The organism is Streptantibioticus ferralitis, from assembly GCF_029223525.1.
Lineage (GTDB): Bacteria > Actinomycetota > Actinomycetes > Streptomycetales > Streptomycetaceae > Streptantibioticus_A > Streptantibioticus_A ferralitis.
This window is the reverse complement of record NZ_JARHTQ010000007.1, coordinates 280,555-295,424: the sequence shown is the minus strand read 5'-3', so window position 1 is coordinate 295,424 and position 14,870 is coordinate 280,555. Positions and strand designations below refer to the sequence as shown.

Sequence of the window (14,870 nt, the reverse complement as noted above, 5' to 3'; positions counted from 1 at the left end):
GTACTCGGGATTCAGCTGGTGCGACCGGATGCGGTCAGGCGACGGCCCCCCGTTCAAGCAGGGACCGGTCCAGGCGATGCGTCACGCTGTCCACCAGGCCGAGCGCGGTGAGGCGCTCTTCGATGTAGCAGTGTATGGGTAGCGCGACGCCGCAGAAGGGCACGCCGGACACGGGATCTCGCCACCGCTGCTCCGGCGTGGCTTCCGCGGCGAAGAATCCGGAGCACGAGCCGTGGAACCGGCAGCCGGTGCACACCCGTTGGACCCGGTGCCGCGACTGGCGCAACGCCTCGCCGAAAGGCGCGGAGCGGCGCTGCTGTTGAACGGAATCGGTGAAGACATTGCCGTGGCACAGGGTCGGGTCATAGGCGTCTGCGTTGGAGTAAACAGACCCGTCCGTGTCGATGATGAGAATGGTCTCGCCATGCTCCTTGTCGTAGAAACGCGGACTCGCGCCACTCGACAGCGCATGGACGACATTCGCCACATAGCTCTGGATCGGCTCGACGTTGAGGAAACTGTCCGAACGCAACCACTGGTCGGTGACGGTCTTGAGGGCACGGACGATCTGGGCTGGGGTCAGCTCGTGGTCCGCCTGTTGTCCTGGGTAGCCCGTTCGGTAGATCGGCAGGAGGCGGAAGCTCAAGCCCGCGTCTTCGAAGAAACGGTAGATCGCCGCGACATGAGGTGCCGTGGCACGGGAAAGCACCGTGATGCAGCCGAAGGGAATTCCGGCATTCATGAGACGCTGCATGTTCGCCAGGACGCGCGGCTGCGCGGAGCGACCGGCTACCGTGACCCGCTGGCCGCCCACCAGGTCCAGGGACACACCGACCTCGTCGAAGACTTCGCTCATCAATGAGATGTCGCCATCGGTGAGCCGAAAGAGGTTCGTCTGGACGGAGTTGCTGTAAGGGATGCCAGCGGAGCCAAGGAGTTGCTCCTGAATCCGCTTGACCTCACGATAGAAGCCGTGTGGCATCAACAGCGGTTCGCCGCCATGCCACACGAAGTCCGCCGACCTGTTCTGGCCTGCCAGCCACTCTGCGACGTGCCGGATCATCTTCCGAACATCAGGCAGGCTCATGGCGGTCCGGTCGCCCAGCGAAGGATACTCGTAGCAGTACCGGCAGCGAAGGTTGCAGAACTTCGAAACCTTGACCACCAGTTGCAGGTACGGCGGCGTCAGCGCGCTGGCGGCCTGCTTGTCGTGGCCGTGTTGTTCCGCGTGGGTGCTCACCTACTTGTCGAGGCTCGATCGCAGACGCAAGTAGGCCTGGGCGACCGGAATGTGAGGTGCTGTGTGCACCCGCGCACCGGAGTTGGCAGCGAGGTCATCTCCATGGAAGGGGCGCGGCCCCTTGTCTCCGAACCTCTCATGCCATCCGGGTGGATTCCCGGGACCTTCCACGAAGAAGTCCGGGTACCTGTCGCCGCCGGCCGTTACGTTGATCGCGCACACCTCTTGGGTGTGCATCGCAAGTAGCCGCGCACAGGCACTGCTGGAGATTTCACCGAGCTCCTGCGACTCGGAATCCGAACGGTCCTTTTCGATCACGCCGATCCCCCCACCCAGGCTGGTCAGTTGCGGATGCTCCATCAATAGCAGCCAGGCCTACCGCCGCATATACGCCAAAAGGGTGAGTGCCCCCGGTATAGCCGTCCGAGAGCCTGATCTGTGGCGGGTCAGGCGGGTGGGTCGGTTCTCGGCTCGTCGTGGCGCGACGCTCGCCTGGCCGGTGGGCCGCAGGGGTGGATCCGGTCGGGGTGGGCGCGGACCGCAGCGCAGGACAGCCGCCCGGTGATCTGACGTGTGACAGCGAAGACAGGCGCGCTCGGGATCCGTCAGCAGCGCGACGTGCGGAACCGCCAGATCACGCCCTCGAACTGCGCCCGCGGCCGCGTGTACGTGTGGCGGTTCGGTGAACTGCCGTTGCCCGCGGGCGCAATGGGTGCCGAGGACGAGCCGTCGGCTGTCGACGTCGGTGGCGCGCCTCGTGGTCGCGGCGGGCAAGGCGCGGCCCGGGGTTCGCTTCACCCCGTGGTCGACGCGATGCTCTTGGTGCGTGAGGTGTGCCGATGTCCTATGCGTGATCGGCTTCGGCTTGCCGGCGGCGGTATTCGGCTGCCCTGGCCATGTAGTTCTTGTGCTCCTGGGCGTGGTCCGGGGGGAGGTGCGGGGCGTCCGGGGACGTGGTGGCGAAGAAGCCCCGGAGTGCGTTGTTGGAACTGGTGGCGAGTTCGCCGGACCGAGGGAACATCGTTGCCTCGTAGCGTGTGATGGCCTTGTCGATGGTGTCCTCCTTCGCGATGGCGTGCGCGAGTTCGGCGGCGTCGAGGAGGGCGAGGTTGGTGCCGTGTCCGCCGAAGGGCGCCATCAGATGGGCGGCGTCGCCGATGAGGGTGACGCCGGGGAGGTGACTCCAGGTCAGGGGTGCGGGCAGGGCCCAGAAAGAGCGGGGTATGTAGTCGCTGTCGTTGTCGGTGAGCAGCGGACGCATGGTCGCTGACCAACCGCTGAACTCCCGCAGGAGGAAGGCGCGGACGGCGTCACGGTCGGCGAGGCCCACGCCGGCTTCGGTGTGCCATTCGGCTTTGGCGCGGAAGGCGATGTAGCCGCGGACCATGTTGTTGCTGTTGCGCTGGACGATCACCGCGCGGCCGTCGTTGTCGTTGGCGAACATGTGGCCATCACCGACGAGTGCGGCGATCTCGGGGTGGCGGGTGTCGACATCGTCGAACCGGACGTCGAGGAAGCAGACCCCGAGGTACTGCGGCGCCGCGTCGGTGAGCAGGGGACGGACCTTCGACCAGGCTCCGTCCGCCCCGATGACCATGTCGGCTTGCACGCGGGTGCCGTTGGCGAACTCCAGGTGGTGTGTCCCGTCACCGGCCGGGGTGACCTGGAGCAGTTTGTGCCCCCATCGCACGGTGCCGGGCTTGAGGTGTTCGAAGAGCAGGGTGCGCAGCTGGCCGCGGTCGATCTCGGGGGCTGCCGTGTCGTCTTCGGCCGGAATGTATTCGGCCAGGACGCTGCCGTGGTGGTCCCGGCGGGTCATTGCCTGACCCTCGATGCGGGCCAGCGCCATGAAGGCGTCCATCAGGCCGGCGTCCTCCAGGGCGATCTGGCCGGCGTCGGCGTGCAGGTCCAGTGTGCCTCCCGGGTCACGGGAGTTCACGGCGGCGTCGGCGTCGTAGACGGTCGGCTCGGTGCCGTGCTGTTGCAGGATGCGGGCGCACATCAGTCCGGCGGGTCCGCCGCCGATGATCGCGATGCGGGGTGTGGTGGTCACGGGTGAGATCCCTTTTCTGTCTGGAGTGGTCGTCCGCCGCGGCGGCTCGTCCTCTGGCCGGCCCCGGTCGGGCGGCCGGACACCATCACCATAAGTGAAGTCGATAAAAAAGCGCAACCGATAAACTTAGTGATCGGATGTGCTAGTGTAGTGGTATGACCGAGATGGGGCGCCGCGAGCGCAAGAAGGCCGCGACCCGCCAGGCACTGGCGGACGCGGCGCTGAGGCTGTTCCTGGAGCGCGGCTATGACGCGGTCGGCGTGCGGGACGTCGCCGAGGCCGCCGATGTTTCGGTGACCACGCTGTTCAAACACTTCCCCGACGGCAAGGAAGCACTGGTCTTCGACGAGGACACCGACCGCGAGGCCGCACTCGTCGCCGCCGTCCGCGACCGCCCCGTCGGCCAGACCGTCCCCCAGGCGCTGCGCGGACTCCTGCACGAGGAACGCTCCCGGCAGGTCCGCGCCGATCCCGGCTTCCCCGACTTCCTCCACCTCATCGACACCACTCCACCGCTGCGCGAGTACGGCCGCCGCATGTGGCTCCGCCACGAGAACGCGCTGGCGGCGGCGATCGGCACCGACGCCGGCCTGCCCGCCGACGACCCCGGCTGCCAGGCACTGGCCCACTTCGCCCTCGACGCCGTCGCCCTCGTCCACGGACGACCGGACGCCGAAACAGCCCTCGACCGGATCTTCGCCCTCCTCGACAACGGCTGGAGTGGCATGACCAGTCCGGGCGGCGCGGGCGGATGGGAACGCTAGGCATCCCTGAGTCCACGGAACGCCGGTGGGGTGCATGGTGGGGCGGCTGCGCGATCCTTCGGGTGTGCCAAGGTGGCGGGCCCCTGGCCGACGGCGTCCCCCCATCTGGTTTTCGGGGAGCTGGTCCGAGCTGGTAGAACGCCAGCGTGACGCGCGTGGAACTCACCGATGATGAACGGGAGTTGATCGAGTGGTTCCTGTCGACAGGACCGGTCAAAGCTCATAGGCCACGTCGTGGCGTGGCTCGTAGAGTCCCAACGAACCCCCGCCAGGGAGCCGCAACACGGCCTTCGCCCCCCATCCCACTGTGGTGACAGGCTCGATGAACTCCATGCCGTTGGCTGTCAGCTCATCCACCGTCGCCTGGACGTCATCGCACATGAGGAGCAACTCGTGTGACGGCCCGTCGGACGGATGCACCGCGACCTCCGCCGGAGGCAGTTTGAAGATGAGCCAGCCATCGCCTGCATCGACATGCGGATAGCCAAGGACATCCCGAAAGAAGGCTCGGTCCGCAACCGCGTCCTGGCTGTAAATGATGACGTGAGCACCGTTGATCATGCGAGAACGGTAGCCACCGAGCGGTTGCCACGCACAGAACCTGCATAGCCGACACACCCATCATCGCTCAAGGGTGAAAACTCCTTCTGACAGGAACCCACTCGCCCGTGGTCGAACGGGTCCATCCGTATCCTGCTCGACGACGAAGGCGCAGCCGACGGCGGCGTCGTGCTGACGAACTCCTCCCGCAGGGCCCTGGGTAGGACACCTTCGCGGGCGCCGAAACGCTGGTTGTTCGAGGCGTGTGGGGATCAGACGACCGACAGTTGTCACTGATGACGCGGGCGGCGGTGCTCGCGTTCATCAGCAGCCTCCGAGTGCGTACTGATCGCCGACGAAAGTTGAATGAATAACAAACCAGCTGTGCGGCCTCCCCCGCATGATGCCGAACCCCGCCCGGAGAGGTGGCGCCCACAGGCTTGGCCTACCTGCACCTGCCGGAAGGCCGAAAGCGCGGCTGCGCGGGAGCCCAACTGTCGGGCATCCTCGACGAGCCTGACGTGGCGGCCCGCGCAAGCCGGCTGTTACCACTTCACCACCGACGAGAGGAGAACCGCGCACCATGACCGACTCCCCGCAGATCGACGTCGTCCGCCGCTTCTACAACGCCAAGGGCGACCTGGAGGTCATCAGGTCCGTGGTGGCCGATGAGGCACAGTGGGACGTTGCCGAGGGCTTCCCCAACGGGGGCGTCTACGACGGCCTGGAACACATCGTCAACGACTTCTTCCGCTTCCTCGGCGACTTCCAGGAATTCCGCTGCGTCGGCGACGAGTTCTACGAGGACGAGGACCACGTCATCGTGCTCGGCCGCTACATCGGCATCACCGCAAAGGGCAATGACTTCGCCTCCCGGTTCGCCCACTTCTTCACCCTGCGCGCGGGGAAGATCACACAACTGCGCCAGACGTCCGACACCTTGCCCATCGCCCGAGCGCTGGAGCACTGAACGCGACACCGCAGGCGCCCGCCGACCTCGTCACATAAGCGAATAGCCGATATGGCAGAATTTATTTAAGGTTTACCGGAATGATCCGGATGACCGGTTGGCACTCAATGCCCGGACGAGCCCCACGGCCGAGTGAGAGGCAATGGAGAAGATCCGCGCTGGACCGCTTGGACTCCGGGGTGCCGCCGTCACCCTGCTGCTCCTCGGAGGCGCGGCGGCCGACCTCTTCGGACTCCAGCCGTACATGGGGCTGCCCCTCCTGGCCGCAGCTCCGCTGGTCGCGGGCGCCCTGCTGCCGTTTCGTATCAGTCTTTCCTTCGCCATAACGGCGTGCGCGGTCTCGGTTGTGGTGGATCTGCAGGTCCGACGCCCGCCCATGGCACTCTTCGTCGACCTGGCCGTCGTCATCGTCACCAGTGTCCTGGCGCTGTTGATCAACAGCATGGTGGGCCGGCAAGGGCGCGATCTCGCGTTGGCCCGCGACGTGGCCGAGGCGGCGCAGCGGGCGGTACTGCCGGATCCGCCGCGCCGTGCGGGGCCGGTCGCGGTAGCCGCCCGGTACGAGACGGCTCAGGTCGAGGCCCGGATCGGTGGGGACCTGTATGCCGTGCAGTCCACCCCGTTCGGGGTGCGAGCGATCATCGCCGATGTCCGGGGCAAGGGGCTGCAGGCGGTCTCGTCCGTCTCCGTGATCGTCGGCGCGTTTCGCCAGGAAGCCGAGCACGCTCCCACCTTGGCTGAGCTCGCGGATCAGTTGGACGGGGCGCTGTCTCGGGACAGTGACCGCCGGAACACCGTTGCCGGCGCTGAGGACTTCACCACCGCCGTGCTGGTCCAGATCCCTCCGGACGGGAGCTCGGTCCGGCTGATCAACCGAGGGCATCCGGCGCCTTTCCTGGTCCACGACGGAGCCACGGTCCGGCTGGAACCCACCGATCACGAGCTGCCGCTGGGGCTGAGACTTCCAGAGGCCAAGTCCGGCCGCGCGTCGGACGGGGATGTCTTTCCGCTGCGGCTCGGCGCCTCGCTTCTGCTGGTCACCGACGGTGTAACGGAAGCACGCAACAAGGAAGGCACGTTCTACGATCCCTGCACACAACTCGCCCCTGGCAGGTACACCGATCCGAGCCAGCTCGTGGATGCTCTCGTCCAGGACGTATCCCGCTGGGCGGGCGGCCGGATCCAGGACGACATGGCGGTCTTGGCCCTGGCTCGTACCGCGGTGTCCAGTCGACAAATCGTGTCGGGCGCGCAAAGTCATCGGGGTGTCACACCTGAATCGGGGACACCCTGACCGCTGCCCGCGCACGGCGAGTTGATGTGACGTCAGCAGCACGTCCAGTGCCAGTGCCGCAGCGCTGAGGCCACGGCCGCGTAGATCCGACGCGGCGCGATCGCCGCGGCCATGTCGCGGGCCCCGAGCACCACATGGAACCCCAACTCGCCGAGCTGGGCCGCCGTCTCCATGCCGATGCCGCGATTCGCCCCCGTCACCGGGGCTACGCATGAATCGCCCGGACTCGGGGGCTCTTCGCTACTGTGTCGCGGTGGCCGAGGAGTTGAACCTCACCCGGGCCGCGCAGCGCCTGCACATGGCACAAACCGCGCTCCCCGCGCCATCCGCGCGCCGGAGGCCAAGTTGGGAGTGGCCCTGCTGCAGCGCACCACCCGCCACATCCGCCTGACCACGGCTGGCTCGGTCCTGCTGGAGGACGCGACGGTCGCGCTGGACGCCATCACCACCGCCGAGGCCCGTGCGCTGCGAGCCGGGCAGGGTGACCGCCCGCCGGTCATCGCGGTCAAGCCGGGCAGCGATGGGCGACTGCTGCGCGCTGTCAACGAGCGCTACCAGCGCGACGGCGGCCAGCGCGCTCCGTCGATCCCGGTGTCGGATCTGAGCGCCACGACGGTGGCACCTGCCTATCGACGCGACACACGGAGCCGGTCAGTCGCCGCCTACGCACAGACAGCCCTTGCCGTCGCGGCGGAAAACCTCGAAGCCACGGCCTTCCTCGTCTGACGACCGACGCGCCCGCGCACTCACCGCAGCTCGCCTCCGTCGTCCGGAGAGGCGTTCCAGAGCACGGCGCCGACCTGGCGGGAGGGCCCGCCGCCGGGCAGGTCAGAAGGAGTGCGGGCCGAAGCGGCCCCAGGCCACGAGTACGGCCGGCACGAGCAGTACGACATTGACCGGGACCGCCTGGTTCTCCTTGCGGCGCGCGTGCACCACGGCCGCGCTCAGCATGACCACCGCCAGACCCACGGCCGCCCACGCGACCAGGACGGGAGCGACGTTCAGCGCGGCCGGAAGGATCAGGCCGAGGGCGCCGAGGATCTCGACGGCGCCGATCGCCTTGATGGCTCCCGGCGAGAAGTCCCCTGCCCAGGCCATGCCGGAGGCGGCGAGCTTCTCGCGCGGTTGGGCGATCTTCATCAAACCGGCAGCGAAGAACGCGATGGCGAGGACACTCGCGATGATCCACAGGGTGATGTTCATCAGGGGGACTTCCTGCTCGATAACTTGAATATTCAACTTGACGATAGGCCCATCCAACTTGAAGCGTCAAGTGAATCGGGGCATGTTGTCGCTTGACGGTTCAAGCGTCTCCTGCCGGTCGTCGAGTTGATGGATCAAGTTAGGGTGAGTGGATGAGCGCAGATGAGCCCCGCTGGCTGAACGACGAGGAACGCGAGTCCTGGCTGGCGCTGGTCAGCATGCTGATCCGGCTTTCGGCCGCGCTGGACACCCAGCTGCAGCGGGATGCGGGCATCAGCCACTTCGAGTACCAGGTGCTGTCCGGGCTGTCCATGTCGCCGGAGCGCACCTTGCGGATGAGCGAGCTGGCACTGTTCGCGGACGGGTCGCTCTCCCGTCTGTCCCATGTGATCAAGCGGCTGGAGAAGCGGGGCTGGGTCTACCGCACCCCGGATCCGGCCGACGGGCGCTACACCCTCGCGGTTCTCACCGACGCCGGTTGGGAGAAGGTCGTGGCGACCGCCCCGGGCCATGTCGCCGAGGTACGCCGTCTGCTCTTCGACCCGCTGACCAAGGCCCAGCAGCGGCAGCTGCGGGAGATCGGCCACCGCGTCAACAGCGCGATCGGGCCCGACGAAGCATGCCCCAACCAGCAGTCCTGACCCACTCCCGGCCGACGCGCCGAGATACCGCCGGCCCCGGCAAGGTTCCCGTTCCACCGCATCGCGGCCTAACCCTTCGTCGGGGTATGGCCAGACGCGGGGGCGAGGAATTCCCGGATGCCGAACGCGCCGAGGACGACCACCGCGAACCAGAAGACGACCACGGCTGTCGGATGGCTCCAGAAGATGAACACGACGGCGGCGATCAGCAGCACCGCCGCCCCGATCCAGCGCTTGTAGCGCCTGACGAACGACTCCACCGGGCCCGCCCGGAACCCGAGCGAGTCGGCCACACCGCGTACGCCCCCGATCCCGGTGCTGCCCGCGGAGCGAATGGCGACGGCGGCCCGGGACGGCCCGATGAGGAATGCTCCGATCGCAACGACCAGCGCCAGGACCCCCACGGCGCGCACCGCCTGCCGTAGGAACCGCACCAGCGCGTCGTAGACCGCGCCCGCCGCGGCCTGGGACACCTCCGGAGGGAGATGGTCGAGGTAGAAGGCCCGGAAGACGGCGAGCGCGAGACCGAGCACCAGCATGGCGGCGGCCACGCCCAATGCGGCCCCGATCAGCGCCCGGCGGCGGTTCGCGGCGATGAGGACACCGATCGCGGCGATGAGGACCGCGACCACCGCAAGCCAGTCGCCGGCGATTTCCAGGAGGCGGAAGTACGTCTGGAGCTTGGCGATGTCGGGCGACGAGAAGACCACGAACCGCGTGTGCACCGGGGGGATCTTGGCAGCGGCGCCGAAACCCGAGCTGACCAGTTCGTCCTTGACCCGGGCCACGGCCGGGCCTACGTCGATCGCGACCTGATCGTTGACCAGTCGCACACTGCCGCCGCCCTTGCCGGTCAGGGCCTTGTCGATCGCCTTGTGCGCGGCCCGGTTGGCGTCGGCCCAGATCGTGGCGAACTGCTTGCTGGTGACCACCCTGTGGACCACATCGTGGATCAGGCTGGTCAGGCCCTTGGCGATCGGCCCGGACAGTCCCTTGATCAAACTGGCGGCCCGTGGTGGCACGCCCCGCTCACCGGCCGCTTGGGCGAGCTGGTTCACCAGGGAGTTCACATCGATCTGGTGCAGGACGACGCCGGTGATCCGATTGGTGGCCGCATCCTGCACCGTGGGGTTGCCCGCCAGGGGCGCCACCGTCGCGACATACCGGTCGGTGTCGGCGACCTCGTTGCTCGCCCACACGGACAGTACGGCCAACAGCGAGAGCACCGAGGCGAGCGTGATCAGCAGGACGGAGCCGGTGGTGCGCAGGCGGTGATGGACGGCAGCGGGTGGGGCGGCGGCTTCCAACCGGGAAATGCGGCGCCGCAGCGCCTCCAGCTCGCCCGGTTCCCCTTCCCGCGGACCCGGCGGTCCCTGGCCGCCGTCCGGCTCACTAGGCGCCATCTCACGCTCCCTGTGCGGTGGCCCGACGCTTCCACGGGAACGCACTCGACGAGTGGGAGTGCCGTAGCGCGCGGCCACCGCGTCCAGACAAACCGCGCGACACCGGGTTGGCGACCGGAGGTGGGCCCCATGAGTGACGCGCCATCGGGGAACCAGCCGTCACGCTCGCAGCCACGAAGCGGTAGGAGAGCGGTCGGCGGCCGGTGCGGTGGAGCAGTACTCCGTCCCGTGAGACGGTGGATGAGCGAGACCTCATGGGAGGTGTGTCATGGTTTCTCATGCCTCATCAGCAGCGGGTGCGCATGGAGCGCCTGCCAGGGGTATGCGCCCCGGTAGCGGCATGGTGACCTTCGCGGCCGTCATGCTGTTCATCCTGGCGTTCTTCAACGGCCTTGAGGCCATCGCCGCCATCGTCCAGTCGCATGTCTTCGTTGCCGGGGCGCACATCGTCATCGGCGATCTTCGGGCGTGGGGCTGGACCCTGCTGGCACTCGCCATCCTGCAGGCCGTGGCAGGGTTCAGCGTCCTGGCGGGCGGTCAGACAGGGCGCTGGTTCGGGGTGGCGGTGCTGTCCGTCAACGCGTTCGCTCATATGTGGGTCGTGTCCGCGTACCCGTTCTGGTCCCTGGTGATCATCGTGTTCGACATCGTGGCGATCTACGCGCTGTGCGCCTACGGCGGCAGGCCCGTGGAGGCGTAGCCGGGATCACACCCCGGACAGGATGAGCACGACGAAGACCAGGCAGCAGACCACGTTGACCAGCCAGCTGTGGCTGGTCAACGAGTCCCGGACCTTGGGCATCGCCTTTGCCGCCAGCGGCCGGAACAGCAGGTAGATCAGCAGCGGAAGCGCCGCGATCAGTGCTGTGGCCGCCAGGAACGGGATCGCCGAGCCGAAGTCCGCGCGGCGCGAGGCGAGGTTGGCGCCCACCGTCAGCATGATCACGATGTCCGACGGCATCAGGAGGACCAGCAGCAATCCCGCCTTGAAGGCCTTGCCGGGGCCCGCGGTCAGCAGTGTGCCCAGCCATTTCGGCGGCTCGGCGGTCGCGCGGCCCCGGTAACTCCGCAAGGCCAGGAACAGCAGCAACGCGACCAGGATGTACTGGATGACGTTGCCCGCCGAGCCTCGATCCGCATGAGCGCCCAGGCCGATCGCGTGGCTCAGCAGCGCGGCGAGTCCTCGTGCGGCCGCCGTACCCGCCGCCGCCGCGACGATGACCCCGGCGACGAACGCGAGCGAGGCCCGCACCGGGCGAGGCGTCGTCACCAGGATGACGGCCGTGATGATTTGCGGGCCCATCATCATGGTGACCGCGAGCGGAAGCACCGTCAGGTCACCCATCAACACCGCCCTCACTCATCGCGCCAGCCGTGCAGCGTCCCAGGGCATTGTCGTCAGCCCGCGCGGGCAAGGCGAGAACCGACCGGGCCGCGACCGGGTGACGCGCTCACGCCTGCCCGCCGGCAACATCGCCGTCCGCGGCGGTTGTACTCCGAGGGCCCCATATGCACAGCTGCGATGTGCGCCACCTTGGGCCTCCTGCGGTGTACGCGCCGCGGCGGGCGGGCACGCCCCGCGCTGACCGCCGGGAGCGGGCGTTACCCGGGCGGCGCCTCAGGCCGCCGGGCGATCACCCGGTAGGCGTTGCTCAGGCCCAGCCGGTGGGCGATCGGCTTGACCAGCAGCCGGTCGAGCGTGGTGCCCACGAGCAGTGCGGGAACCCCGGCCAACAAGATCGCGGCGCGTAGCAGGCGATGGATGCCGTCGGTCGGTTTGGCGAGCCAGGGAGCGTCCTCGGGTGGGGCGATGGCGTTCAGCGACAGCCATACGGCACCGAGCAGGTCGACCGTGTCATGCGGCTCGGCGTGTTCCTCGGCGACCACGGTGAAGCCGAGGACGGTCAGCTCTTCGCGGAGGTTGGCCACGGGCACGAAGTTCAGATGCTGTGGTTGCAGCCAGGGCAGCCACCAGCGGCCGAGCACTGCGGCGAGGCGGCTCTGCGGATCGGGCACCTCGATCAGCAGATGCCCTCCCGGGCGGAGCGCCTGCCGGGCTGCCCGCAGTTCGCTCCGCGGGTCGGTGCTGTGTTCCAGGTAGTGATACATGCTGACGGCGTCGTATCCGCCGACGAGTTCCCCGCGCGCCAACTCGGTGAAGCTGCCGCGAAATCCGCGGTCGATCCGGCCGGCCCGCTCGGCCAGTTCGATACCTGAGCTGAAGTCCAGTCCGTCGAACGAGGTTCCGGGGAAGACGGTACGGGCAGTGGCGCAGAAGTGCCCGTGGCCGGTGCCGACGTCGAGCCAGCTCTTCGGGGAGCGGGCGAAGGGCTTCAGGGACTCGGCGCGACGTCGGTACATCTTCTCCCGGCCGGGTCCGGTGAAGACGCCTTCGAGGTCCTTCTCCCCCAGTCCGTCGTAGAAGTCCCGGTAGTAGAACTCCAGACCCGCGCCGTTCAGCCTGGGGTTCTGGAAGACATGGCCGCACTCCTGGCACTTGTCGAGGTTGAAGTGGCCGGGTTTGTGCTGGAAGAGGTCGGGCGTCCGCAGTCGCTGCCGCAGCCGGGTCGAGCCGCACCACGGGCAGTCGGCGCGGCGCTGGTCGAAGAACTGCGCGGTGCCCTGGGCCAGATCGGCCTGGTAGCGCGGACGAAGCTGGGCGACGGTCGCGGCGCGGTTCCGCTTCGTTGCCGTTCCGGGAGTGTGGCCGCCGCTCATTTCTTCACCTCGGGGATGGGCGCGGGCTCGTCCGCCAACCGTTCCAGGTGGGTGGCGGCCGCGGCGGCTCCGCCCGCCGCGTGGAAGGACGCCCCGACTCGCTCGGCCGCGGCACGATAGCCGGGCTCGTGGAGCACGGCGTCGAGCGCGTCGCCGAGCCTGGACGCCGTGACTCTGCCGAACCTGACGCGGATGCCCGCCCTGGCGTCCACCACCTGGGCGGCGACGACGGGTTGGTCATCGCGGATCGGTGCCACGACCAGCGGGACGCCGTGCCACAGGGATTCGCAGACGGTGTTGTGTCCCGCGTGGCAGACGACGGCGTCGACCCTTTCGAGGAGCGGGAGTTGGGGAACGTATGGCAGCACCAGCACGTCCTTGTCATCCGGAGTGGGCGGACCGAGCGAGCCCGCGGGGTCGGCGATCACCGCTTGGAGGCGGTCGGTTCGGCGGCGCACGGCCTCGCGGCATTCGGCGAGGAAGCGTGCGCCTGCCTCGGCGTTGGCGGTGCCCAAGGTGACCAGTACCGAGGGGCGCGCGGGGTCGAGCCAGCGCCAGGGGAAGTGGTGCGGGGTCGGGCGGTGGGCGATCGACGGGCCGACGAAACGAATCCGGTCCCGCGCCCGCACCGGGCGTCCGGCGAGTTCCTCGGTGGTGAAGGCGAGCACCAGGTGCGGTGAGAACCGCGGATCCGCCGTCCCGGCCGGGTCGCCCGTGCAGTGGCGCAGGTCGCCCAGCAGCCCGTCGAGCCAGGCGTCGACCTTGGGCATGCCGTCGAGCGCGCCGGTGAACTCGGCCGAGGTGGTGGCGGAGGTGGCCCACCGTACGCCGAGCAGTTCGGCGGTCAGACCTCCGGCGACGGTCTGCTGGTCGGCGACCAGCACATCCGGGCGGAAGTCCGCTACCGCCGCACGCACGCCAGGGGTCATCTCCTCGGCGAGCGGCGCCAGGAATCGTTCCCAGAGGAACTTCAGCGCGCTCGGGCCGCGTACGTCCGGTGGGCGCACGGCGCCGCCCTCGCCGAGCCGCGGACCGCCGCAGACGAAGACCGCGGCGCCGTCGCCGACCAGCGGTCGCACGACCTCGGGCATTCCGGCCCAGGCCACCTGGTGTCCGCGGGCGGCCAGTTCAGCCCCGACTCCCACTGTGGGGTTGACATGGCCGACCAGCGGCGGCACGACGAACAGGAAGCGGCTCACCGTGCGTCGCCCTCGGCCGGGACCGGCACCGGCGGCGTGCCGCCGGGCTCGCGGATACCGGACAGGAGCAGATCGAGGACGAGCCCGGGTGCCTCCGCCAGCACGGAGTGGCCCTGGCCGGGCAGGACGATCGATCGCGTGCCCGGCACCAGCGACTCCAGCCGCCATGTCTGCCCGGCGAGTTCGGAGTCGGAGCCGTAGACGGCCAGCACCGGGCAGTGCACCGAGCGGACCTGCTCCTCGCTGAGCACCCGGCTCGCCGGAACGTCCGTCGCGATGCTGGTGGAGCGCATCAGCCGGGCCGCCGACTTCGCCAACCTGGCGGTGTGTCCGCCCTCGTTGGCGTTGACCCAGGCCAGCGCCTCGGCCTCGTGCTCGACCAGTTCCGTGACGAGACGCCGGAAGATATCGGCTATCTCCTTGGCCCAGGACTCCGTGGCCGGATTCGATTCGATCAGCGAGACACCCGCGACCCGATCCGGGTGGCGGACGGCGTACTCGAAGGCCACCGTTCCGCCGAAGCAGTTGCCCACCAGGTGGACGGGGCCGGTGATCTCCAACCGGTCGAGCAGCCGCTCCAGGTCGCGGACGAAGTCGGCCAACCGGTAGTCGGCGCAAGGGCGTTCGCTGCGACCGTGGCCGCGGTGGTCGTACATCACCACGTCGATCCCGGCGGCGGCGAGCGCGGGGGCCACGGTGAAGTAGTAGCTGGCCAGGCTGTCGGTGAGCAGGCCGTGCAGCAGCACGGCGGTGGCGGTGGGCGGGCGACCGTCCGGCGGAGCGAGCCGCTGTACATGGAGTGTGATGCCATCCGGTCCGTCGGCTGTCCGGATCATCGCCATCGA

The 14,870-nt window shown here is 68.6% G+C and carries 18 protein-coding genes; 7 read left to right on the top strand and 11 right to left on the bottom strand.

What is annotated here, in order from left to right; all coding sequences use genetic code 11:
* Nucleotides 1–34 precede the first annotated feature (34 nt).
* The 3 genes from P2L57_RS14110 to P2L57_RS14100 form a co-directional block, all read right to left on the bottom strand.
* Complete coding sequence (locus tag P2L57_RS14110) at nucleotides 35–1,240, bottom strand: radical SAM protein (RefSeq protein WP_275813668.1); 1,206 nt, start codon at nucleotides 1,238–1,240, stop codon at nucleotides 35–37.
* Entirely contained in the window at nucleotides 1,241–1,600 is a 360-nt protein-coding gene (locus P2L57_RS14105; RefSeq protein WP_275813666.1) for a hypothetical protein, read from the bottom strand.
* A 484-nt stretch (nucleotides 1,601–2,084) separates the two neighbouring features.
* Complete coding sequence (locus tag P2L57_RS14100; RefSeq protein WP_275813665.1) at nucleotides 2,085–3,293, bottom strand: FAD-dependent oxidoreductase; 1,209 nt, start codon at nucleotides 3,291–3,293, stop codon at nucleotides 2,085–2,087.
* Nucleotides 3,294–3,457: 164 nt separating this feature from the next.
* Here P2L57_RS14100 and P2L57_RS14095 point away from each other — a divergent pair, with 164 nt between their 5' ends.
* Complete coding sequence (locus tag P2L57_RS14095; protein ID WP_275813780.1) at nucleotides 3,458–4,057, top strand: TetR/AcrR family transcriptional regulator; 600 nt, start codon at nucleotides 3,458–3,460, stop codon at nucleotides 4,055–4,057.
* A 213-nt stretch (nucleotides 4,058–4,270) separates the two neighbouring features.
* Here the strand turns inward: P2L57_RS14095 and P2L57_RS14090 are convergent, their stop codons facing one another.
* On the bottom strand, nucleotides 4,271–4,618 hold the full coding sequence (locus tag P2L57_RS14090) for a VOC family protein (RefSeq protein ID WP_275813664.1): 348 nt from the start codon (nucleotides 4,616–4,618) through the stop codon (nucleotides 4,271–4,273).
* 562 nt (nucleotides 4,619–5,180) lie between these two features.
* Here P2L57_RS14090 and P2L57_RS14085 point away from each other — a divergent pair.
* Nucleotides 5,181–5,567, top strand: coding sequence for a nuclear transport factor 2 family protein (locus P2L57_RS14085; RefSeq protein ID WP_275813662.1), 387 nt, complete (start codon nucleotides 5,181–5,183; stop codon nucleotides 5,565–5,567).
* A 142-nt stretch (nucleotides 5,568–5,709) separates the two neighbouring features.
* Complete coding sequence (locus tag P2L57_RS14080) at nucleotides 5,710–6,861, top strand: PP2C family protein-serine/threonine phosphatase (protein ID WP_275813660.1); 1,152 nt, start codon at nucleotides 5,710–5,712, stop codon at nucleotides 6,859–6,861.
* 32 nt (nucleotides 6,862–6,893) lie between these two features.
* Here the strand turns inward: P2L57_RS14080 and P2L57_RS14075 are convergent, their stop codons facing one another.
* On the bottom strand, nucleotides 6,894–7,061 hold the full coding sequence (locus P2L57_RS14075; RefSeq protein ID WP_275813659.1) for a hypothetical protein: 168 nt from the start codon (nucleotides 7,059–7,061) through the stop codon (nucleotides 6,894–6,896).
* An 11-nt stretch (nucleotides 7,062–7,072) separates the two neighbouring features.
* Here P2L57_RS14075 and P2L57_RS14070 point away from each other — a divergent pair, with 11 nt between their 5' ends.
* Together P2L57_RS14070 and P2L57_RS14065 are read left to right on the top strand one after the other, a co-directional pair.
* On the top strand, nucleotides 7,073–7,252 hold the full coding sequence (locus P2L57_RS14070; protein ID WP_275813657.1) for a LysR family transcriptional regulator: 180 nt from the start codon (nucleotides 7,073–7,075) through the stop codon (nucleotides 7,250–7,252).
* A complete protein-coding gene (locus P2L57_RS14065) occupies nucleotides 7,207–7,587 on the top strand; it encodes a LysR family transcriptional regulator (protein ID WP_275813655.1) in 381 nt (126 codons plus the stop codon). Before P2L57_RS14070 ends, P2L57_RS14065 begins: the two co-directional genes overlap by 46 nt.
* 102 nt (nucleotides 7,588–7,689) lie before the next feature.
* Here the strand turns inward: P2L57_RS14065 and P2L57_RS14060 are convergent, their stop codons facing one another.
* Nucleotides 7,690–8,064 (bottom strand): DoxX family protein, encoded by a 375-nt coding sequence (locus P2L57_RS14060; RefSeq protein ID WP_275813653.1) that lies wholly within the window; start codon nucleotides 8,062–8,064, stop codon nucleotides 7,690–7,692.
* 152 nt (nucleotides 8,065–8,216) lie between these two features.
* Here P2L57_RS14060 and P2L57_RS14055 point away from each other — a divergent pair, with 152 nt between their 5' ends.
* Nucleotides 8,217–8,705, top strand: coding sequence for a MarR family winged helix-turn-helix transcriptional regulator (locus tag P2L57_RS14055; protein WP_275813650.1), 489 nt, complete (start codon nucleotides 8,217–8,219; stop codon nucleotides 8,703–8,705).
* A gap of 68 nt (nucleotides 8,706–8,773) precedes the next feature.
* Here the strand turns inward: P2L57_RS14055 and P2L57_RS14050 are convergent, their stop codons facing one another.
* Nucleotides 8,774–10,108 carry a hypothetical protein gene (locus P2L57_RS14050; RefSeq protein WP_275813648.1) on the bottom strand — a complete coding sequence of 445 codons (1,335 nt, stop codon included), beginning with the start codon at nucleotides 10,106–10,108 and terminating at the stop codon, nucleotides 8,774–8,776.
* A gap of 322 nt (nucleotides 10,109–10,430) precedes the next feature.
* Between P2L57_RS14050 and P2L57_RS14045 the strand changes: the two genes are divergently transcribed.
* Nucleotides 10,431–10,808, top strand: coding sequence for a DUF7144 family membrane protein (locus tag P2L57_RS14045; RefSeq protein WP_275813646.1), 378 nt, complete (start codon nucleotides 10,431–10,433; stop codon nucleotides 10,806–10,808).
* A 6-nt stretch (nucleotides 10,809–10,814) separates the two neighbouring features.
* On the opposite strand, the gene P2L57_RS14040 is transcribed toward P2L57_RS14045, so the two are convergent.
* The 4 genes from P2L57_RS14040 to P2L57_RS14025 all read right to left on the bottom strand — a co-directional run bounded on the left by P2L57_RS14040 (nucleotide 10,815) and on the right by P2L57_RS14025 (nucleotide 14,867).
* Nucleotides 10,815–11,453 (bottom strand): GAP family protein, encoded by a 639-nt coding sequence (locus P2L57_RS14040; protein WP_275813645.1) that lies wholly within the window; start codon nucleotides 11,451–11,453, stop codon nucleotides 10,815–10,817.
* Between the two features lie 257 nt (nucleotides 11,454–11,710).
* Nucleotides 11,711–12,826 carry a class I SAM-dependent methyltransferase gene (locus P2L57_RS14035; protein ID WP_275813643.1) on the bottom strand — a complete coding sequence of 372 codons (1,116 nt, stop codon included), beginning with the start codon at nucleotides 12,824–12,826 and terminating at the stop codon, nucleotides 11,711–11,713.
* A complete protein-coding gene (locus P2L57_RS14030) occupies nucleotides 12,823–14,025 on the bottom strand; it encodes a glycosyltransferase (RefSeq protein ID WP_275813641.1) in 1,203 nt (400 codons plus the stop codon). Before P2L57_RS14030 ends, P2L57_RS14035 begins: the two co-directional genes overlap by 4 nt.
* On the bottom strand, nucleotides 14,022–14,867 hold the full coding sequence (locus P2L57_RS14025) for an alpha/beta fold hydrolase (protein ID WP_275813639.1): 846 nt from the start codon (nucleotides 14,865–14,867) through the stop codon (nucleotides 14,022–14,024). Before P2L57_RS14025 ends, P2L57_RS14030 begins: the two co-directional genes overlap by 4 nt.
* Nucleotides 14,868–14,870: the final 3 nt, after the last annotated feature.